The sequence below is a fragment of the Candidatus Neomarinimicrobiota bacterium genome, from assembly GCA_030743815.1.
In the GTDB taxonomy this organism is placed as follows: domain Bacteria; phylum Fidelibacterota; class Marinisomatia; order Marinisomatales; family S15-B10; genus UBA2146.
The window spans coordinates 22,963-44,186 of sequence record JASLRT010000086.1 but is presented as its reverse complement, the minus strand read 5'-3'; the positions used below and the strand labels follow the sequence as shown (position 1 = coordinate 44,186).

Genomic DNA, 21,224 nt, shown 5'->3' with positions numbered 1-21,224 from the left:
CTCCTAATTAGGTTTTGGTACACCCATAAGATTTCGCAAAATTACCAGCTCATCAGCGTACTCCATCTCGTTTTCTACCGGTGTTTCCAGCACCATCGGCAGATGAGAGAATCGCTCGTCATTGACGAGACACCAGAACGTTTCCATTGTCAATAAACCTTGTCCGATCTTCTCGTGCCGGTCCACCCGTGATCCCAGTTCCTTCTTTGAATCATTTATGTGGAACGACTTGAGCCACTCCAGACCGACCACCTGATCAAATTCCTTGAATGTCGCATTCCACCTCTTCTCATCCCGGATATCATACCCGGAAGCGAAGCCGTGCTGCGTATCAAAACAGACTCCCATCCGCTCCGGCCGCTTGACCCAGTCTATGATAGAACACAGGTGTTCAAAGCGGTAACCGACGTTTGATCCTTGCCCTGCGGTGTTTTCGATAAGCAAATCCACTTTCGATTCCGGCCGCTTGTCGAGACAGTAGTCGATACTTTGCGCGATGCGTGCGAGACACTCCTCCTCCCCCGTTTTCAGATGTGAACCGGGGTGAAAAATCAGGTATGGGATTGCGCAGGCGTCGCAGCGGTCAATCTCCTCCAGAAAGGCCTTGCGGGACATGTTCAGCTTTTTGGGTTCAGGTGAGCCAAGATTGATGAGATACGAGTCGTGAGTAACGCACACCTCTGGACGCTCGCTCTTCATGTTCGCACGGAAGGCCGCAGTGTTCTCCTCCATCGGCTGCTTCGGAGACCACTGGTTCTGATTAGCCGTGAAGATCTGGATGGCATCGGCTTTGATGGCTGAACCTCTGCCGGGTGCATTTTCCACTCCGCCGGCTACGCTTACGTGTGCTCCTAACAGTCCCATCAGGTCCTCCCGGTTGATACAATAGAAAGGAATTCATCGCGCGTCTTCTGATTCTTTTCAAACGCACCTCTCACGGCCGATGTCACCATGAACGAAGCCTTTTTCTCCACCCCTCTCATCTGCATGCACAGATGTTCAGCTTCCATGATCACCGCTACCCCCTTTGGATTCAACACCTGCTGCAAGGCATCCGCAATCTGCTGTGTCATCCGCTCTTGAACCTGCAGTCTCCTCGCATAAATATCTACAATGCGTGGAATCTTCGAAAGTCCGATGATCTTGTTGTCCGGTAGATACCCCACGTTAACGCATCCTTTGAACGGCAGGAGATGGTGTTCACACAGAGAAAAGAAATCGATCTCCTTCACGATCACAATTTCATCGCATAACTCCTCAAAAATAGCGTCGCCAACAACTTCCTCAGGCGTCTCCCCATAGCCCTTAATAAAGTGATTCCAAGCCCGCGCCACTCGTTCTGGAGTCTTCTGCAACCCCTCGCGGTCAGGGTCTTCCCCAATCTCCCTTAAGAGATCGAGGGTGATAGATTGAATCTTCTTCATGTTGTCGCCGGTCATAGCACCTCCTCAGCGAACGGACGATAACCCCACGTTTTCTCATCGGGATCTTCGTGCACTTTCGGTTTTAATCTCCATACACTAAAATAGAATAGCGGCGTATCAAACAGAGCAAAAAAGAACTTGAACAGATAAGAAGATAAGATAAGTCTGGGAAGATCTCCCAGCGATGCCACACTCTCACCCAGATTATTGGCATAGAAGAGGATGGTAAGAATTGCAGTCGTATCCACCAGCTGACTGAGCGTTGTGGAAAGATTGTTCCGCAGCCAGAGATGTTTCCCCTTTGTCAGCCGTTTCCAGAAGTGGAAGAGATGAACATCCACAGTTTGAGCGGTAAGATACGCCACCATGGAGGCAATGACGTTCCCGACCATAAACTCGTACACATTCTCAAAAGTTGATGTGGCACCGGACACGCCCAGTGCATCCTGCATGATATGTCCCAGTGTCATCAGCCCGAGCATAAAGAAGTTCATGATAAAGCCGATCCATACGAGTGTCTGAGCGCGCTTCTTGCCGTACAGTTCGCAGATCAGATCAGTTGCCAGAAAGGTGAATGGGTAGGCCAATACGCCGGCTGGGACTACTAGCCCGAACACATTAACAAACTTGGTCGTGCCAATAACATTACCTAATACCAGCGCGGTGATGAATATTCCGCTGAGAAACAAGAAGAGTCTTTCTTTGAACTCCATTACTCGTCAGGCCCGAAATAATCGGTATAGATTGTGGGCGTTTCACGCAGGCGAACTCGATGCAAGGTGACAGCCTTCAGTTCTGGTTTGATCTGATTCCAGACCCAGATCACCATATTCTCGGTGGAAGGCTGCTTTCCCCTCAACTGCGGGATATCCTTCTCAATGGTTGCGTGGTCAATCTGATCAATTACTTTCTTGTTCACCAGCCGTTTCAATTCATTTAGATCAATAATGAATCCTGTATCTTGATCAATCTCTCCCGACACAGTTATCTCCAGAGAATAGTTGTGTCCGTGCAGTCTCACATCCTTGCCGAATACTTCCCTGTTCTTCTCCTCACTCCATGAGGTATTCCAGTACTGATGCGCAGCACAGAATTTGAAGATCTTAGTTACAAAAGGCATCTCTCAACCTCATTATTTGTATGATACAAATGAAATCCTCGCTGAAATTTAACCACACTATAAAGATTTGAAAAGGGGTTTGACTACGGTGGCGCTCTGACAGGAAACGTCCTGTTCCGGCACAGTCAGACCATCGACGAGGGGCACAATTCATTCAGAGAACAATGAGCACACTGTGGCCGCCGGGCGATGCAGACCTGGCGCCCATGACCGATGATAAGATGTGTCAAATCGACCCAATCTTTTTCAGGAAAGATTTCCATCATTTCGAATTCGATTTTCACCGGATCTTTAGATTCGGTAAAGCCGAGGAGTCCCATAATCCTGATCATATGAGTATCGATCACCATGGAGGGAATCCCAAAAGCCGTCCCCAGAACGCAGTTGGCCGTCTTTCTTCCAACGCCAGGGAGTCTGATGAGCTCATCCATCGTCTCGGGCACTTCCCCGCCGTACTCCTCCCAGATCATGAGACTAGCCCCCTGGATCGATCTTGCCTTCTGGTTGTGAAAGCCCGTCGAATGGATATCAGCAGCCAATTCGTTCACATCCGCATAGGCAAAATCCTTGACGGCTGAATACTTCTCAAAAAGCGGCGGTGTAACCAGATTGACACGCTTGTCAGTACATTGGGCTGACAGTATCGTCGAAACGAGTAGTTGGTGCGGCGTCTGGAAGTCAAGGCTGCACTCGGCCCTGGTATACTCCTCCCTTAAAAGATGAACCACTCTCTCGGCCCTTTTCTGCTCGATCTTGAGAGTCTCTCCCGATGCCATCTCTTATGACTCTTTCTCAAGAAGCTGCGGCAGATTCTTGATAAGGGAAGATTGGGGGAAGACCCACATACAACCTGCCTCCTTTGCCTTGGCATGAAGAGATTTCATAACGCGCTCAGAATAACCGACAATTGTCGCTTGAGGGAATTGGCGCTGAACAGTGTTCAACATGAACATCCATTCATCTTCGTCGCGGTTGAGATCGATGATCAGCATGTCAGCCGAACCGGGAAGGTTTTCGGGGCTCTCGACAAAGATGACGTTGCCTCCATGTGAAGCAGCAGTAGAGGCAATACGCGTCCCCAGTTCAAAATCGGCTACGAAAGCGACGATATCAGACACTCTTCACACCATTTAACTAAGATCTGACTGACCCGTCCTCAAGACTGCTAAAATCAGCCACGCTATATCTATCGCCTTCCCTGAAAACGGTGACGGCCTCATGTGTCCGGTCGTGTTCAAATACGAGGATCCACTCTTCGTCTGCCGCCTGCGCCAGCGCGCTCTTCTTTTCAGCGATCGTCTTGACTGGATGATTATCAAACGCCATGATCCACGGTATGTTGAGATGGGCAACGGTGGGAAATAGATCTCCGCAAAAAAAGACGGTTCGCTCTCCATCAGATATCCGCGGCAGCTGCTGGCCTTCTGTGTGACCCTCAAATAACTCCATCTCGATACCCGGCATAAAAGATTCTGCACCATCAACGAATTCGATCATCCCATTCTGAGCCAGCACTTCCCAGTTCTCCGAGCGATAGCTGGCCTTGTCCTTTTCCTGAGGGGCGTTCGCTCGCTCCCAATTAGATTTCTGAATCCAGTAACGGGCATTGGCAAACGCCGGCACTACGGCGCCGGATTCGTCCAGACAAGTATTTCCACCGGCGTGATCAAAATGAAGATGAGTACAAATGACGTCTGTAATATCATCTGTGGTCAGTTCGAATTCCGTAAGAGCCGAGGTGATATTCACCGAATCGGTATCAATGGCATAGATGGCACGCAGCTTTTCGTTCCACTTGTCACCATTGCCCGTGTCAACAAGGATGCGTTTGTCATCGCCTATAAGGAGCAGCGAGCGTGTCGTAAGCGGAATTCGGTTTTCGGAATCAGGCGCAATCTGCTTTTGCCATAAAACCTTTGGAACCACACCGAACATGGCACCGCCGTCCAGCGCACAGTGACTGGTCTCGAGGGCATGAATATCAAATGATCCAACCCGCAACCTTATACCCGATTAAACAGTAACTGACCCTGCTTTCTCGGTCTACCCAAAGCTCTCTTCCTCAGACTTTGTCGTCAGAACAAAGACGCCGTTTTCGATCATCCTGAAAGCAGTTTTTCTGGCTTCAACATCCATGACTGGAAAGGCGAATTTATATTCCGGTAGATGAGAATGCAAGGAGGCTGGAGCTAAGTGACATCAGCATCAGTGCCTCCGTTGCGATGAGAATTATTCTTTGGTTTCTTCTGGCGGCGGTTCGGGGGCAGCGGGAGTAGATCCGCCCAGAGCTACCGATAAGCGCAGGGATAGACCGGCTATCCGAGAGTGTTCAGTCGGGAGTCCACCTTCAGAAACCAGAGGAAAAGCGGCGTACTTCGGGTTCCAGTCAGGATGAGTTTCATCCCATGTTGCCGAAAAAAGCTTGGTAATAGGTATACTGGAGAAGTCGTGCAGATAGCCCCCTTCAATACCGATTTTCCCTTTTCTGTAGATACCGAAAATGACGCCAAGCCGCATGCTCGATCCGGCGATGACTCCCTTGGGAATGTACATGCTCCGCAGAGCCCAGTACATGGAGTTTCCTTGTTTTTTGGAGTGCCTGAATTTGTAATAGGTGAAGTCAAAATTCATATTCGGAGTCACAGACCAGCCAAGATTGACAACGTCTCTCTTTCTACCCTTTTCGTACAGCACGCGCGAATAATCGATTCCGGAGCCGTAAATGGGGATCCCAAGACGCAAGCCCAGGTCACTGTAGTCTGTCAGTCCGAAGCGGTAAAAAACCACCGGAAACACATTTTCCACAGACAGGGTATAGCCGTAGTACTTTTCGCCTTTTTTCAGGGTGTGATCGGCAACTGTCGGATGAGCCGAACAACCGAAGAGAACAGCGACCAGGATGACGATCGCCCCTGTGCGAAAGTAATCACGTCTTAATTGACGATAGTCCATGAGAATGAACAGTTTATCCCCCTTCCGGCCTCTCCTGAGCTCCCCTCTGAGGTTCAGGCGGCAAGTTCAAGACCTCATCCGAATAGTAAACAGCCAGATGTCTGATAATGTCGAGAATACCCACCAGTCCCTCGGGCTTTCCTTGTGAATCAACGATGGGGACATGGCGGTAGCCGCCCTCTGTCATCCTGTTAAGGGCAAAGGTGATGGGATCATCTGATCGCAGTACATTAGGAGATTTTGTCATGTAGTCGTTCACCGCTTCCTTGGAGTAGTCTAAGCCTTTCCCGGCAAGTTTCATAATTACGTCTCTTTCGGTAAAGATGCCTAAAAGAGTTCCTTTCTCGGACACCAGCACGCATGCTACTCTCTCAGCCTGAAACAGCTCGATTACACTTGCCACCGTCGTATCACTCTCCACAACCACCATCTTTTGCAGTTCGAGAGAACTTATAGGATCTTTTATGGAGACGGCTTCCTGTATTTCCATCTCTTCTTCCAGCTCCCGCTCTTCCATTTGCCGGAATTCATCATCTAAAAACTCACTCATATTTTCCTCCCAGAAACAAGCTCACGTAATCTTTCCGCTGAGCAAATCTACGCCAGAGACCTAATGTTACACAATCGTCATCAACAAATCAAGACAAAGGAAACTGATGCTGCTCCTTCAGCGCAGTAGAATCATTTTGCGCGTTTCCACATATCCGGCGGCAGGAACCTTCAAGGTAACGAAGTAGATGCCAGACGATTCTTCCCTGGGAGTCCAATTCGAGCTGTGCATGCCCATACTCTTTTGGCCGGACCACAGATCAGTCACTTTCCTGCCCAGCAGATCGTAGACAGAGAGAACTGCCTCGTTTTCCTGCGGGAGACCGTAGCGGATCGTGGTTGACTCATTGAATGGGTTCGGATAGTTCTCAGAAAGAAAGAAGTTTTCAGGGATGGTCGGATCGGGAGGCCCGGTGAAGGATGCATAATTGACAGCCGCCCAGACATCGACGATACCCCATCCGTAGGTATTGTTAGCCGAATCTGAGTGAGATGCAGTCCGCATCAGTGCTTCCCTCACCATCATGGGTGTCCAGTCGGGATGCGCCTCAAGGATCAGCGCCACGGCTCCCGCCACGAGGGGGGTAGCCAGCGAAGTTCCGCCGATGGATGCATAGAGGGCTTCCCCGGCCGGGGAAGCACACGAAGTATTGACTCCCCGGGCACACACTTCCGGCTTGATGCGATTGTCAAAAGTGGGACCTCTGGAACTGAAAGAGGCAATCTCTCCATCTGCATTGACCGCCCCTACAGCCACGACGGAATCAGCATCGGCAGGCGCGATGATATGACGCCAGTCAGTACGGGCTTCATTGCCGGCGGCAGTAACGCAGATCATTCCGAGTGAGACGGCTATATCCACCGCGCGCGTCGTCACTGCCGTATTGCCGTCCATATCGGCATAGGTGTACCAGTCAAGATAGCCGAGAGAACTTGACGCTATGTCAGCTCCAAGGCGCTCGCCCCATTCCAATCCCGCCACGTAGTTGTCTTCTTCCGCCTCAATCTCCTGATCCACGATCTCCGTCTTTGCCAGCAGAAACTGGACTCCGTAAGCAGGACCGATCAATGATCCCGGTGCGAAACCTCCGAGGGCAGAGTAGGTGTAAGTGCCGTGATTGTGCTGACTGGGTGAATCGTTCTCTTCGTTCTGACTGTCACCATCATTGTTAATGAAATCCCATTCGTCGACTATCCGATCTTCAGCAACAGATTCATGTCCCTTCAGATAACCTGTATCGAGCATCAGAACCAGAACACCCGTCCCGGAATATCCGGCTTGGTGTGCAAGATGGGCGTTGATCTGTTCGATCTGTTCCCGGCTCGCTCCGTAGTTCAGACTGTCCGACACATCAGACAGGAATCGGGGCGGTCTGCCGCTTCTCATCTGCTGGAGTTTCTCTTCTTGCGGCAGGGGGCGGCGCGAGACCAGAACGGGATCAATCCTCTTCACAAAGGGGAGTTTTGCAATCAAATTAAGATTCTCCAGGGTCGCTGATACGGAGAGAGCATTCAGCCACCGGCTCGTCCGCCGCAGTGTCGTACCCGTACGCAGCACTTTCGTCATGTAGTCATCATCCAGAGGGACATCCAGGAATGTCGATACTTCGGTCATCCCAATTCCCGAGCGCCTCTGTATCGCCCTTGGAGAGAGATACTCACGCCATTTATCGCTTGATGCGCCCGCTGAGCCGACGGGTCCTTTATCCGTAAAGTAAATCCAGGCGTGGATCTGACCACCGCTCCTGCCACCGAGCGCCTCTAACTGCGGATGGATTAACGGCCGGTCAACAGAGTCAGACGCGGAAAGTGATACAATCGAAAAAGTAGCGAGAAGGGTTATAAGGCAGTATACCCGCCAGCAACCCGGCTCATTCATTTCCGAGTATGATATCGACGAGCTTGACCAGATCGAACACATCAACGTTTGTATCGTGATTCAGGTCGGCCAGACGGCGCTCCTCATCGTTCACCATCTCCGGCCAGAGAATCATCTCCATTACCCTGGTGACATCTGCCCTATTGATGACACAGTCTTGCGAGACATCGCCCAGAGAAAACTTTTTGGGAAGAAACGAAACGACCTGCAGATTATCAAAGTAGAAGCCGTCCCCCCGAACGTAACCATCACTCCGAAGGGCAAAACGCAGATAGACAGCAGGTTCGCCGTCAAATGGTGACAGATCAACGCTCTCGGCAACCCACTGCATCTGGGATCCGTGGTAGACCGGCCGCCCACTCGGCTGCACACCCATATCGCTGCCACCGGACGAGTATTTACCCCACAATGGCGTCCATGACATTTCATCAGTTGAAGCCAGGATTTGTACCATATCGTAGTCTTCCTCGATCTCCCATTTGGCATTAAACTTGACAGTACTCTGTGAACTTTGCGAAAGATCAACGGGATCATCGAGAGTCAGAGGGAGAACAGCGTTGTCCCTGTAATCCCCGCTGGGGCTATCGGTTATGGAATAATCACCTTCGTATGCATCTGAAGAGAGGCTCCAATTCGAAGGATTCCATTTTTCCATTCCGGATTCTGCATCATCTAACAGGCTCGTCGCCGGAGTCCCGACGCTGAAAGAGACGGTATCGGTGAATGTTCTGATACCGGAGTCATCCATGCTGACAACAATTCCGGCGGGACAGCCGACAACAGCGGCGGCGCTCAGAACAGCACTGATCTCAAATGCCGTCTCACCTGTTCCACGACCGTCAATTGCACCAAGATCGAGGGTCGCCTGTGAAAATTCCGCCGCTGAATTTAGAGGTAAGGCGGCAGCCTGAACCGATCCTGAAGTTGAAGAAAGACCGAGGTTCATAATGTCGAAGCTGATGGTGAATTCAGCTCCCGGCTCCACGTAATCTTTATCTCGCTCAACGTTGGTTACGGAAAGAATGGGGCCAGCGATCAGCGCAAAATAGAGGTTCGGCCAGACGTTCTCCTTACACAGTGGCATAATCCGGTTGGTTCTCGGCCAGAAGCCGTCGCTTCGGCTTCCCACTTCCGGGGTGTAAGACACCAGTCCCAGCGTGCCGTAGGAATAATCGACGGCATCACCGTTGACGCCATAACCGACCGTCTCTGGCCCCGTGCCGACCTTATAATGATTAAATTTTGTCATTTCGGCACCGTATTCGCGCAACATGCTCAGATCCAGTTCGGGAGGATAACTTCCATCGCCCCAGGAGTGGATGAGTAGATTTGAATAGGTGTGGTAGTGGAGAACGTTCTTGAAATTCTTGCTCCGCATGAAATCTCTTAAAACAGATGTCTCTGGCTCTGAGAAAGCGCTGTCGCCCCTGAAGACTGAAGAACAGGGATCGGGACTGGAGCCGTTGTTATCTGCACCCCAGGCGTAGCCGTAATTCCGGTTAAGATCGATACCCGGATTCTGGGCACAAACAGGCCGGCGGTTCTTGCGGTGCATACCGCCGCCGTTCGGTTCGATCGATTGATTGTAGACATAACCGTCAGGATTGACGCAAGGGACAAACCACAGTTCCCGGTTATCTACTATATCTGTTGCAAGCTTGTCCTCGCGGTAATTTTCGCACAGGTAGTACATGAAGTAGATGAGGTTCATCATGCTCACCGGTTCGCGCGCGTGGGTCAATCCTGTGTACAAAACCAGAGGTTCTCCGCCACCCACGGTAGTCTCGTCCTCGTCCACATTGTCAGACAGCTTAACTGCCCATATGTCTCTACCCTCGAGTGAATGTCCAATGCTCGTTTTCTCCGAGACTAAGGCAGGATAGAGAAGGCGCAGGGAATCGAGTTCCGCCACCATCTCATCATAGGTATAGTTACCGCCCATGGAACCCAACTCAAATCCTTCCGCGCTGCGGAGAGCAGGATCGAGACGACTCTTGTAGAATGCGGTCAAGTCTTCCACAAGGATCTCGTATCTCATCCCCAGCTGTTCGAGTTTGGTCACCTGTTCCCGCAGCGCCACAACCTCAACAAAGACGCCTTTCCTGTGGTAGATGTGATCGAGGGGAATGCCGATCTGAGCCAGTTGGGTAAGTTCGGCGGCATCCGTATAGAAAACGCGCACTTGCTGATAAACGGTCTCACCCAACAAAAAAGTGGCGATGAACGTAGAAACTGTGAATAGCTTAACAATCCTCATAGATCACTCAAAGTTACCCAACTCACCAGAGATTTCAAACGCAGTGCGGCAAGTCAACAGGTGCTTTAAGCTCGTAGACTGAGCCGCGGTACTGATTAGAGATACAGCATTATATAGACTATCACTCCCGTCAGCGAAACGTACAGCCAGACGGGCAGCGTTATCCTTGCAATCTTACGATGTCTGTTTACGCGCATATTCCACCCGCGATATAGGGTCACCATGGCCAGCGGCAGAATCGCCGCTGCAAGCGGGATGTGGCTGAAAAGGATGAAGAGGTACAATCCCCGCCATTCGCCGGTGTAGGGTGTTGGTCCGACGGTAAACCAGTGGTAGATGACGTAAGTTACCAGAAAGAGGGCGGACGTTCCGAAAGCCGTCAGCATGACCCGCCGGTGATTGATGATCTTCTTCTTCCTGATGAGGAGGTAGGCAGTCACCAGAAGGACGGTGGTAATGCTGTTGAAGATGGCGTTGATGAGAGGCAGACCGGATACGTCCAGTGAGCCTTCTATCCCCTCTGGGCGAGGACCGAGAATCAGCAATGCCACAGCAGCAGCCAAGACCCCCGACGCAATGGTGATGATACGCGTCCAGAAGCTTTCGGTTCTGGTGCTCTCCTCTGCCATGTTCTGATTTGAGAAAAATCTCAGGTTGATTCGGCGAGCCGCTCAACATCGCGCCACAGCTTCTTCATCTCATCCATCTCAGAGCTGATGTAGTACCCGCGAATCCGCCCCTTACTGTCTACAAGGATAAAGCGTATACTGTGGAAAATAGGATCTTCCACCGAACCGATGTGGAAGCCGTCAACCGCCAGCTTATGGATGGCCTCCCTCTCACCCGTCAGGAACGACCACCGGCTGTGGTCCGCATTGTAATGATCGCCGTATTCTTTTAGCACTTGCGGCGTGTCATACTCGGGATTGACGGAGATGGAGAGTAGCCTGAAGTCAGGCAGATGGGAGAATCGATCCTGAAGTTCAGTGAACTGACTGGACATAATAGGGCACGGACCGGCGCAGGTCGTAAAGATGAAATCGGCTACCCACACCTTTCCTGTCAGATCATCACGGCTGAAGGCGTTGCCTGACTGATCGGTAAGATGGAAATCGGGCAGCTCTTCTAAAACAGCCAGTTCCGGCTGAGGAGGATAGTTCCATCGCAAGAGGATTGCTGCCAGAATAATGGCTCCGAATCCTGCGTAAACTAGTATTTTGATCTTTTGACTCAATACGGTTCGCCTTTTATCTTGACAGCCAATACGAGGGTGAAATTAAGGATAGTCTCCGTCATAGCCAATATTCAACTGAACGCTCCGCGACGCTTTGGGAGCAGCTCAACCTGCGCCGTCTACGAAAGTTACTGAAGGAGCGACCGTCCACACCCGTTGGAGAAAAGAAAGGGGCGACAACCGCCGCCCCTCTTATTACTCTACCGTAAGCCAGTTAGATAGACAATAACTGATGGGGGCTATTCATCTACGCCCCGATATATATAGCGGCGAGTAGCTCGGTTAGCGATTAACTGGCGATTACAAAAGCCTTTTAACGTCCCGTACCAGCTTTTTTATTTCGTCCAGCTCTGTACCGTTATAATAGCCGCGAATGATCCGATTTTGATCCACCAGCACAAATAGTGTGCTGTGGGAGATTACATCCTCCTTAACCCCGATGTGAAATCCATCTACAGCCAGTTCCTTAATTTTGTCCCTGCTCCCTGTCACGAAGTGCCAGCGGTCATGATCTGCATCGTATCGATCACTATAAGTTTTGAGTATTTGCGCATTGTCGTATTCAGGATTAACAGTGATAGACACCGTGTGAATATCGTGCTCATAGTTTAGTTGCTTGTGGAGCGATGCCATTATTTCGCTCATAGACGTGCACGGCCCGGCGCAAGTGGTACAGATAAAATTTGCAACCCACACTTCATTATTAAGATCCTTGAACGTAAAAGGTTCTTCCTTCTGATCAATAAGCTCAAAACGCGGTATTTTACCGTAGGTGACCGCGCCAAAACCGTCGGACATGTCCCTGTGCACCAGGTAGGCGCCGGTGGCAAAACCGACACCAACAAACATAAGCCAGAAAATAATGTCAACTGATCTTGTCTTCTTCACCGTTCTTTTCGCCTTTCTGGTGCTTGAAGAGTATAAGTCCTATCACGCCGAAAACGAAAAAAGGAGCACTAAGAAGGGTGACTACCGGCATCATGATTGTCTTGATGTAGTTTTCACCGGATTGACCTGTGCAATAGGGACAGGCTAAAACAATCTGTGGCAGGACAGTAAGAATCAGGGCAACAGCAGTAAAGAATAAGGATCTGAGGGTTTTCACAGTTTTACATTACCCACCGGAACGGTAGGTCATACATCAGCGCCCAGGCAAAGATGATACCCGCCGGTATCGGTATGAACAGAATCCTTCTCAGCACCTTTGTCTCGTAACGCAGATGCATATAGACCATCGCCACGAGCATCATTTTGGTGGCCGCAAATGCAAACAGCAAAACTATCTGTCCCATTCTGGGTATTGACAGGTTTATAACCCCCAGTTCTAGAACAGTCAATACGGCCAGCCAGATGGCGTTCTGTAGATAAGTTTTCTTATGAGCATCACTCATATTCGCCTCCCTTGAAGTTAGATGAGGTAAATCACTGTAAAGACGAAAATCCAGATCAGATCGACAAAGTGCCAGAAAAGGCCCAGAATTTCCACATGATCCCAGTTATCGGCTGAATAGCGCCCCTGGTTTGCTGCCCAGAGAATACAGGCGATATATATCACACCCGAGGTGACATGCAGCCCGTGGAAGCCGGTGGTCACATAGAACACAGCCGCATAAATGCTGGTACTGGGTATAAATCCGTCTGTAATGAAATGGACATATTCCCACACCTGGATTCCCAGGAATACCAGTCCTCCTGCCATGGTAAGGGTCAGGAATTTCTTTAACCCCGCCTGGTCTCCTTTCTGGATGGAGTTGAGGGCCATCACCATGGTAAAACTGGTACAGATGAGCAGGAACGTATTGAAAGCTGTCAGCGGGATATTCAGGATTTCACCGGCTTGTGGCCAATCCGCCCCACCGGACCGTAGTGCGGCGCCACCGATCAATAATCCAGCAAAAGAGAGACCGTCTATGATGATGAAAAGCCACATCCCCAGCTTTCCGGTTGTCGCTTTTCCAAATGGATCAGATACTGCTAATGCCTGTGCTTGAGTCATCTATTTTCTCCTTATCTCCAATAAAATCAGATGATGAAAACGGCGATGAATAGAGCAATCCAGACAACCGTCAGGAAATGCCAGAATAGTCCGACCAGCCTGACCGGTAAGGATTGCCCGGGAGTATTAATCGCCTGTCTGGTTACTTTCCACAGCAGCCAGACAACTGCAGCAAGACCGCCAATGATGTGTATACCGTGCAAGCCTGATAACATATAAAACACGGAACCTTCGATCAGTGAGGTTGCGGTAAATCCGCGCCGGGTCAACAATTGCCACAGGTTCAACTGCATGACCAGGAATCCGGCACCCACAATAATCGTTATCACAAGCCAGTTCTTGAGCGAATACAGGTTTCCTGATAGAATGGCACGGTAACCTCTATAATAGGTCCAGCTGCTCATCAGAATAATTCCTGTATTGATGGCAGCCAGAAGAAGTGACGAAGGATCTGAAGCCGGTGATACCCAGTTCTCCGCTTGCACCCTGATGATACCGTAACTGGCAAACAGTGCGATAAACAGCATGGCCCAGGATCCCAATGCAATCAGCATCCCGAAGTAAGAAGTAAACTGATCTTCTCTGTTATCTTGAGCCAACGTATGGGAGGTCGTCAACGGCGTTTCTCTCCACTCCTAGCCGGGAATAGGCTCAGATTGAGCTATCCAGTCTCTATCGGTTACTTTTGGATTGCTGTACTCGTGCGGTCCATTGTGCACCGTAGGAACAACGGCATAATTTCCGTGGGGGATCGGTGCATCCACCGTCCACTCCAGCGTGGCGGCTTGCCACGGATTTTTCTCAGCCTTTTCACCGCGGACTAAGCTATCGATGAAATTGTAGAGAAAGAACAGCTGCCCCGCACCGAGGACAAAGGCTGACCAGGTCATGAATTCGTTCAGGCCTAAAACGGGCGCTAAGAAATCATATTCGCTGGGATCGAATAAGCGGCGATGATGTCCCGCATATCCCATCACCATCATATTGAAGAAGACCAGATTCAGAGGGACAAACGACAGCCAGAAATGTATCTTGCCCAGCAGCGGATTCATCGTCTTGCCAAACATCTTGGGGAACCAGTAGTAGATTGCAGCCATACCGGCAAACAGTACCGATGCGGCCATGGTATAGTGAAAATGGCCAACAACGAAATAGGAATCGTGCACATACAGGTCTGAGGTAATTGTCGCATTATACAGCCCTGTCAAACCGCCAAGTGCAAATACCCACATGACTGACATGGCGAACAGCATAGGCGTTTCGAATTTGAGATTACCCCGCCACAGAGTGCCGAGCCAGTTTAGGAAAAATATGGAAGATGGGATGCTTATCAGTAGTGTAAGAAACATGAACGCTTTGCCCAGCAGAGGGCTCATACCCGATGTATACATGTGATGACCCCACACGATACCGCTCAATGTTACGATGGTACACATGCAGACGGCAGTTACCTTATAACCAAAGGCAGGCTTGCGGGCGAACACAGCCAACAAGTCAGAGACAACACCCCATGCCGGCAAGATGAGGATATAGACTTCCGGATGACCGAAAATCCAGAAGACGTGCTGGTAGAGAAGCGGATCACCGCCTTGAACTGTCGCTTTTCCGCCGGCAACAAGGAACTGAGTACCGAGAGCCTGATCGAGGAGCAATATGATCAGTCCCGCCGCAATGATGGGTACGAACAGGGCGTTAAGGATGCTGGTCAGGAACAGACCCCATACGGTCAGGGGCATCTTAAAATATCCCATTCCCGGAGCCCGTGAGCGAACTATGGTGGTAATATAGTTGATGGCACCCATCAAAGTAGCCGTCCCCATAAGTGTTATCGCCAGAGTCCAGAACAGTTGACCCAATCCGGGAATGCCTCCGACCGGGGTGCTCAACGGCGGATAAGAGGTCCAGCCTGCTGCGGCAGTGCCGGCAGGCAGTAAGTAAGACGCCAGGACAACTACACCCGACAGGAAAAATACCCAGAAGGAAAGCATGTTCAATTTTGGGAAGACCATGTCCGGTGCGCCTATCTGCAGCGGGATACAGAAATTGCCAAAGGCCCCAATCAGTAAAGGTGTTATGGCCCAGAAGATCATGATAGTCCCGTGCATTGTTATCAATTGATTGTAACCGTCGGGAGTTATGATTCCCTCGGTGGATCCGTATAACAATTTCAAGGTTAACCACCAGGGAAGAGCCTCCATCGTGTGACTCAGCGACCAGCGGATCAACATGGCTTGATATCCACCAAAGAAGAGGAAGAATATCCCCAGCCACAAGAACTGTTTGCCGATGACTTTATGATCGGTCGAAAAAATATATTTCACCCAAAAAGATTGATTTTCAGTCGCCATTACTTAGCCTCCTTCCAGACCCATCCCCAATCAGTGGGAATCTGTTCCTCAACCAATTCATTGTCTTCCCACTCGTCCTCGTATTCTTCAGCTTCAGCCCGCAGTTCATCCAGCCAGGCGTCGTAATCCTCTCTCGATTGGACAGTAAGATACCCCTTCATTCTGTAATGACTGTTACCGCACAACTCCGCACATGCTATCTCAAACACACCTGTTTTGGTCGCCTGAAACCACATAGCATTGGTCCTGCCGGGCGTGGCATCAATCTTGACACGGAAGTTGGGGAGAAAAAAGGAGTGCACGACATCGTATGGTGCAATCTCAACCACTACCGGTGTATTGACAGGAATATGCATCTGGTTTTGAGCGGGAATGATGTCATCATCGGTGGCGAACTCGCCATCGGGTCCCGGATAGCGAAAATTCCAGGCAAACTGCTGCGGCATGATTTCTACACGAACAACATTGTCTCCCGTCGGAAAATTCCAGAATGCTTCTTTCAAGTCCCTGAAAGACATAGTCTCGATGACTACATCGATGGAGAAGAAGACCAGAAGTCCCATGGCAACAGTAATAGCGACATGCTTCTTGGTATCCCCTCTATCGTAGACAGCCTTATGTCCCGGCCGGGAACGGTATCTGATAACAAAATAGAGAAGTGCCAGGACTACGATGCCGAAGTAGATAGTTACCACGGTATCGATGTATTGAATCACATTATCTATCCGATAACCGTCGAGCGAAACATCTTCAGGCGGATCCATAAACCAGATTCCCCAGGCATGTCGCACAATAGTATCGAGACCCCGTCTCACTTTTCTCTTCCAACTGAGTATAATGTTATTCATCATTTCCCTCTTCCTTATGGTCTGAGTTCCGTCTTTATGACGCAACCGTCACGCCTCTTCCAGATCTGCCGCAACCAAATCCTTCAACGACTTTCCCCCAAGTATGTTGACCATGCTATCCTGCACTTCGCGCCATACCGGGTGAACTGTGCAGCCCGAAATCCGGTCACAGAAATCGGGAGCGATAAGGCACTGATTGAGATAGATTCTTCCCTCAATCGTCTCAATTATCTCCAACAAAGAAATAGCCTCGGGTGCCCTGGCCAGTCTGATACCACCGCCGCTCCCCCGGAAAGATCTTACAAGTCCCGATTTCACCAGCTGTGCCATAATCTTTCTGAGAATTGTCTCCGGGACTTCCTCACTCCTTGATATATCTGCAATAAGACTTAAGTGACCAGGCGTTTGAGCGGTAAGGTAGAGCATGGCTCTCACCGCATATTCTCCCGTCATAGACAATCGCATCTCTCACTTCCCCTGAATGACTACTAATGTGATCTCATTGGTCATAATAGCCTCTGGATAATCAATAATTCTCTGGAGAGAAACAATGAGATGACTCAAATGGGGAATTGATTTTCATCAAGAAAAGTGTAACTTTGGGGAGCTTGAAGAAGAGTGAAAACTACCGATTTTCTTCCGATGATAAGCGCGTAAAATATGGAATGCCGGATTTGTCCTTCGCGACATAAGGGTCTGTTCCAGTCTCTGGAGCTGGACTTGCTCAAGACCGTTGACAGAGTCAAGACCGACAGTCGCTACAAAAAAGGTCAGATTGTTTTCAATGAAGGCAATCCTGTCTTCGGCCTCTACTGCGTAAAAGAGGGGAAAGCTAAGGTTTACCAGATGACACCTGACGGTAAACGTCAGATACTTAGAATAGCGGGATCCGGCAATACCCTCGGGCTCCGCTCTCTCCTTGCCGAACAGCCCTACTCCACTACCGCCGAAGTGCTGGAAGACAGCACATTGTGTTTCATCGACAGAAGAACACTCTACTCGCTGATTTCTGACGTAGGTGACATGACCTGGAAGATCCTGCGTGATCTGTCACGGGAGCTTATCGAGTCAGAAAAGAGAACCACCGAGATGGCCCGCTTTTCCGTTAGGGAGCGAACTGCCGGCATGCTTCTATTGTTGAAAGAGAAGTTTGGTCGTGCGCGCGGGGGCGGCATTGAGCTGAACATTCTTCTGTCCCGGCAGGACTTAGCCGACTTGGCGGGGACCAGTACTGAAAGCCTGGTGCGTACATTGACTGACTTCAAGAATGAAGGGTTTGTCTTTTCTCAGGGTAAGAAGATTGTGCTCCTCGATGCGCCCGGCCTCGCCCGACTGGCCGGCGTAGAGGACTAAAGTTTCACACCTTTTGAGAAGTGGTCTTCCTTGCCCGCTTCCCTCTGGCGACAGAAATCGCCGTATTTACAAAGAAGAGTGCCAGTACAGCGGCATTCATCAGCCCCCCCAGTGACCGGCCGCTAAACCACCCAGACAAATCACCCCCAACCCGCAAAAGCAGCGTACCATGTAACAGCACAACATGACTGTAGAAACTCCAGTGGAAGAGCATGGGAACCTGAAGTAGTGACGGGAAAATCATCGGAGCATGACCGAATATCATAGAAAAGACAAAGCCGAGAAACAGCGAATGGAGGATGGCATCGAACTGGGGTCCGGAATCTACGGCACCGGACCAGACCGCCAGTGAACCGCTGACACAGAGCCAGACGTAACCTATGAGCAGATTGGTGGCTGAAAACCTCGGGAGTCCGGTGGTACGCACAGTCCTCCTAGCCATATCGTAGCGCAAGAGCCACAGACCGATTCCCGCCATACTGGCTCCGGTCAGCACGACCCCCGTTTCGGGATCGAACGAAACTGTAATGAGCCCCGTACAGAGTATGGCAACCGCCACGGTAAACAAAGATCTCCCCACCTTTGATACCTGTACGATGCGGGCCAGTTCGAGACGCTCGCCGGCGATGGTGAGGATAAGAAAAGCACCCCACCAGTAGACGGAATTGAACATCGGATAGTCGAGCATCCACAACATGTTGCCTATATACAGCGCCACAGCGCCAAGCGCCATTGTAACCGTAAACATTGCTCTGCGTATCTGGACAACTCGCAGTGAAATAAGTACAAAAACCAGACTACCGAGTGTGATCAACAAATGAGGCAGAGGTAACGGAAGGCCCACGATAACTCCCAGTACGCCGATCCCGGTCAGTGCGGGTGCAAGGTAATTCCATTGTTGATTCAAGCCAACGGCACGCTCGAGTCCGATAACGATTCCCAGGAAACCACTGACCATGAGAGGACCGTGAGCTTCAAGGGGGATATGATCACTGAAAGGGAACCACCATCCGATCCGAATTAGACCAGCCCAGATGCCTGTCACCAATCCAACCAATGCGGAGGCAAAGATCGGATAGCGGAGAGTCACGAACGTTCTGTTCATCTCAGGTGTGGGGACCGGTCTGTTTTGCGAGCGAGGTCATGAGACCACGTTCAGACCACCTCTTCACTCCCTCCCTTCCTGCTACGGGACAAATATCTGGTTTAAGGTTTTCGTTTTAAGCGGACTTGGTGACAGATCAATTCGCATCCCGCCGATACGACACCCTTTTCTCTATCCGATGATTCCGACATCGAGGACCATTACAATGAGGAGCAACGGCAGGTAGATAACTGAGGCAATGAGCAGTTGTCTGGCGCTCTTGTCTGTCTTCTTCAGCGCCAGGTTCGTGCCGGCAGCCAGAAAAACCAATCCGAGAAGAGTCGCCCCAGCCAGATAAACTCCGCCTGTGATACCAACGAATGAAAGGGATAGGCTGCAACCAAGGAGCGCCAGACAGAACATTATCACATACAGTGCTGTCGCGCGCCCTGTATCATCCGTAACGGGAACCATCCGGAATCCAGTACGCTTATAGTCATTGCGGTATAGCCAGCCGATAGAAAAAAAATGGGGGATTTGCCACAGGAAAAGGATGCCAAAAAGTATCCACGCTCCTAATGTAAGATCACCGCCTGCGGCAACCCACCCTCCCATGGGCGGCAGGGCACCGGGGACCGCCCCCACCAGTGTATTAAGCGTCGTCTTCTTTTTCAGCGGTGTGTAGACATAGAGGTACAGTACCAGAGTAGCGAATGCCAGCAGACTGGTCAGAACGTTAAGAGCGATTGCCAGATATGCGATGCCACAGATAGATATCACAGTTCCAAACATCATTGCCACAAACGGTGAAAGGTGCCCCGCAGGAACGGGCCTTTCCATGGTACGATACATCCGCAAGTCATCATCGCGTTCAATAAATTCGTTGAGGGCGCCAACGCCTCCCGAAACCAGAGCCGTCCCAATGAGAAGATGGATGAGACGGCCGACATTATCTCCGAGGGACGATCCCGCCTCGTTCAGCGCCAGGTAGAACCCTATGCCGGCGGCCACGAGGACGAGACCAGTGATGCCCGGCTTCGTTAATTCGAAGAAGCTGATTACCAATTGTCGTGTCCGTGCAGCAACTCCGGACGGAACGGAACGGGCGATGGGCCAAAAGTTTATCCCGAGGATCCGGTAACTCCGCAGACTCAGCAACACCGAAGTGCCAAGCATGAGTGCACCCGTCCAGACATGAAACGTGGTGATGACCGGATTCCTTCCGCTCCAGACGATAAAACCTGCCAGTGTAAGCTGAATGGCCAACAGCGCCGCCAGGAAGAGTGCCGGCCACGCTATCCTCTTCTCCTGACTGTAATTCCGGACTCCCAGGATCGCTACGCCTATTATGCCAATCGAAGCCAGCAGTGCACCGAGCCGGTGCACAAAGTGGATCGTAATCTGAGAAAGTGTTACACTGTCTAGCCCGAGATCGAAGCGTGCATCGTTGACGATAAATAAGGTATCTCCATTGAAGGCGGGGATCAGCCTGCCGGTAGCCAGCGGATAGTCCATAATTGCCAGCCCTGATCCTGTGTGGCGCATGACGGCACCGAGAATCAACTGGGCAAAGATAAAGGATGCTGCCAGTGCCGTCCAGCGGAAGAAAGACTCATTTCCGGGGTGCGTCAGCGGAGCCTCATCGTGCTTCCATTCTGAAGAGAGAAAGTACGCCATTGCAATGATAACACAGAAGAAGCTCTGAGCGACGACTCCGTGGGTGACGGAAACGGGTGTAGGCAGAAGAAAGAGCACTGTGATACCGCCTAGAACTCCCTGAGTTATCACTGCCACCAGCGCTCCCCAGCCGAGGTTCTTGAGCCACAGTTGCTCATCTGATTTCCAGAGCCAGAAGGCGAAAACAAGCGTCAAAAGACCGACGAATGAAGCTACAAGCCTGTGCAGGTGTTCGTAGAAAATGCCTCCCACCCACTTGGAGAACGGGAAACTGAACATGAAGTAACCGTAGGTGTTCGGCCAGTCGGGGACAGAAAGTCCCGAGCCGGTGCTTGTCACGAGCCCGCCGACAAAAATCAGTAAAAGGGTGGCTAAGGCGGTAAACTTTGAAAACCGCCTTAACCAGATGGAGTAAAATACCGTCTCAGGTGGAGGGGACTTTACTTTAGATGACGGATTATTGGTGCTCAATGATCATCATGCCCACGACCCAGCCTGAGTCG

The 21,224-nt window shown here is 50.7% G+C and carries 24 protein-coding genes; 1 reads left to right on the top strand and 23 read right to left on the bottom strand.

Going from position 1 to position 21,224, the window contains the following annotated elements; translation table 11 throughout:
- Positions 1 to 3: 3 nt before the first annotated feature.
- From nfo to QF669_06990, 21 genes are all read right to left on the bottom strand, one after another.
- Positions 4 to 864 carry a deoxyribonuclease IV gene (nfo, locus tag QF669_07090; GenBank protein ID MDP6457195.1) on the bottom strand — a complete coding sequence of 287 codons (861 nt, stop codon included), beginning with the start codon at positions 862 to 864 and terminating at the stop codon, positions 4 to 6.
- Positions 864 to 1,439 (bottom strand): GTP cyclohydrolase I FolE, encoded by a 576-nt coding sequence (gene folE / locus QF669_07085; protein ID MDP6457194.1) that lies wholly within the window; start codon positions 1,437 to 1,439, stop codon positions 864 to 866. The genes nfo and folE overlap by 1 nt, the downstream gene beginning before the upstream one ends.
- Entirely contained in the window at positions 1,436 to 2,137 is a 702-nt protein-coding gene (locus QF669_07080; GenBank protein ID MDP6457193.1) for a queuosine precursor transporter, read from the bottom strand. Before QF669_07080 ends, folE begins: the two co-directional genes overlap by 4 nt.
- Positions 2,137 to 2,544, bottom strand: a complete 408-nt coding sequence (locus QF669_07075) for a 6-carboxytetrahydropterin synthase (GenBank protein ID MDP6457192.1) — start codon at positions 2,542 to 2,544, stop codon at positions 2,137 to 2,139. The genes QF669_07080 and QF669_07075 overlap by 1 nt, the downstream gene beginning before the upstream one ends.
- Before the next feature lie 125 nt (positions 2,545 to 2,669).
- Positions 2,670 to 3,320: an endonuclease III gene (nth, locus tag QF669_07070; protein MDP6457191.1), complete on the bottom strand. Its 651-nt coding sequence runs from the start codon at positions 3,318 to 3,320 to the stop codon at positions 2,670 to 2,672.
- 3 nt (positions 3,321 to 3,323) lie between these two features.
- Positions 3,324 to 3,662, bottom strand: a complete 339-nt coding sequence (locus QF669_07065; protein MDP6457190.1) for a hypothetical protein — start codon at positions 3,660 to 3,662, stop codon at positions 3,324 to 3,326.
- 16 nt (positions 3,663 to 3,678) lie between these two features.
- Positions 3,679 to 4,545, bottom strand: coding sequence for an MBL fold metallo-hydrolase (locus tag QF669_07060; protein MDP6457189.1), 867 nt, complete (start codon positions 4,543 to 4,545; stop codon positions 3,679 to 3,681).
- Between the two features lie 228 nt (positions 4,546 to 4,773).
- Positions 4,774 to 5,496 (bottom strand): hypothetical protein, encoded by a 723-nt coding sequence (locus QF669_07055; GenBank protein MDP6457188.1) that lies wholly within the window; start codon positions 5,494 to 5,496, stop codon positions 4,774 to 4,776.
- A gap of 13 nt (positions 5,497 to 5,509) precedes the next feature.
- Entirely contained in the window at positions 5,510 to 6,046 is a 537-nt protein-coding gene (locus QF669_07050; protein MDP6457187.1) for a CBS domain-containing protein, read from the bottom strand.
- Between the two features lie 117 nt (positions 6,047 to 6,163).
- Positions 6,164 to 7,924, bottom strand: coding sequence for a S8 family serine peptidase (locus tag QF669_07045; protein MDP6457186.1), 1,761 nt, complete (start codon positions 7,922 to 7,924; stop codon positions 6,164 to 6,166).
- Positions 7,917 to 10,181: a M14 family zinc carboxypeptidase gene (locus QF669_07040; GenBank protein ID MDP6457185.1), complete on the bottom strand. Its 2,265-nt coding sequence runs from the start codon at positions 10,179 to 10,181 to the stop codon at positions 7,917 to 7,919. The genes QF669_07045 and QF669_07040 overlap by 8 nt, the downstream gene beginning before the upstream one ends.
- Before the next feature lie 95 nt (positions 10,182 to 10,276).
- A complete protein-coding gene (locus QF669_07035; protein ID MDP6457184.1) occupies positions 10,277 to 10,810 on the bottom strand; it encodes a DUF420 domain-containing protein in 534 nt (177 codons plus the stop codon).
- 20 nt (positions 10,811 to 10,830) lie between these two features.
- Entirely contained in the window at positions 10,831 to 11,415 is a 585-nt protein-coding gene (locus tag QF669_07030; protein ID MDP6457183.1) for an SCO family protein, read from the bottom strand.
- Between the two features lie 300 nt (positions 11,416 to 11,715).
- Complete coding sequence (locus QF669_07025) at positions 11,716 to 12,303, bottom strand: SCO family protein (GenBank protein MDP6457182.1); 588 nt, start codon at positions 12,301 to 12,303, stop codon at positions 11,716 to 11,718.
- Positions 12,281 to 12,520 carry a hypothetical protein gene (locus QF669_07020; GenBank protein MDP6457181.1) on the bottom strand — a complete coding sequence of 80 codons (240 nt, stop codon included), beginning with the start codon at positions 12,518 to 12,520 and terminating at the stop codon, positions 12,281 to 12,283. The genes QF669_07025 and QF669_07020 overlap by 23 nt, the downstream gene beginning before the upstream one ends.
- Positions 12,521 to 12,524: 4 nt before the next feature.
- Entirely contained in the window at positions 12,525 to 12,806 is a 282-nt protein-coding gene (locus tag QF669_07015; protein MDP6457180.1) for a cytochrome C oxidase subunit IV family protein, read from the bottom strand.
- Between the two features lie 17 nt (positions 12,807 to 12,823).
- Positions 12,824 to 13,411, bottom strand: coding sequence for a heme-copper oxidase subunit III (locus QF669_07010; protein ID MDP6457179.1), 588 nt, complete (start codon positions 13,409 to 13,411; stop codon positions 12,824 to 12,826).
- 26 nt (positions 13,412 to 13,437) lie between these two features.
- Positions 13,438 to 14,028: a heme-copper oxidase subunit III gene (locus tag QF669_07005; protein MDP6457178.1), complete on the bottom strand. Its 591-nt coding sequence runs from the start codon at positions 14,026 to 14,028 to the stop codon at positions 13,438 to 13,440.
- An 18-nt stretch (positions 14,029 to 14,046) separates the two neighbouring features.
- Positions 14,047 to 15,759, bottom strand: a complete 1,713-nt coding sequence (locus QF669_07000) for a cbb3-type cytochrome c oxidase subunit I (GenBank protein ID MDP6457177.1) — start codon at positions 15,757 to 15,759, stop codon at positions 14,047 to 14,049.
- Positions 15,759 to 16,610 carry a cytochrome c oxidase subunit II gene (gene coxB, locus QF669_06995; protein ID MDP6457176.1) on the bottom strand — a complete coding sequence of 284 codons (852 nt, stop codon included), beginning with the start codon at positions 16,608 to 16,610 and terminating at the stop codon, positions 15,759 to 15,761. The genes QF669_07000 and coxB overlap by 1 nt, the downstream gene beginning before the upstream one ends.
- Positions 16,611 to 16,655: 45 nt before the next feature.
- Positions 16,656 to 17,072 carry an Rrf2 family transcriptional regulator gene (locus QF669_06990; protein MDP6457175.1) on the bottom strand — a complete coding sequence of 139 codons (417 nt, stop codon included), beginning with the start codon at positions 17,070 to 17,072 and terminating at the stop codon, positions 16,656 to 16,658.
- A 255-nt stretch (positions 17,073 to 17,327) separates the two neighbouring features.
- Here QF669_06990 and QF669_06985 point away from each other — a divergent pair, with 255 nt between their 5' ends.
- Positions 17,328 to 17,960, top strand: a complete 633-nt coding sequence (locus QF669_06985) for a Crp/Fnr family transcriptional regulator (GenBank protein MDP6457174.1) — start codon at positions 17,328 to 17,330, stop codon at positions 17,958 to 17,960.
- A 4-nt stretch (positions 17,961 to 17,964) separates the two neighbouring features.
- Here QF669_06985 and QF669_06980 read toward each other — a convergent pair whose 3' ends face one another.
- Both QF669_06980 and cyoE read right to left on the bottom strand, forming a co-directional pair.
- Positions 17,965 to 19,065 carry a hypothetical protein gene (locus QF669_06980; GenBank protein MDP6457173.1) on the bottom strand — a complete coding sequence of 367 codons (1,101 nt, stop codon included), beginning with the start codon at positions 19,063 to 19,065 and terminating at the stop codon, positions 17,965 to 17,967.
- Positions 19,066 to 19,236: 171 nt separating this feature from the next.
- Complete coding sequence (gene cyoE / locus QF669_06975) at positions 19,237 to 21,192, bottom strand: heme o synthase (protein MDP6457172.1); 1,956 nt, start codon at positions 21,190 to 21,192, stop codon at positions 19,237 to 19,239.
- Between the last annotated feature and the right edge of the window lie 32 nt (positions 21,193 to 21,224).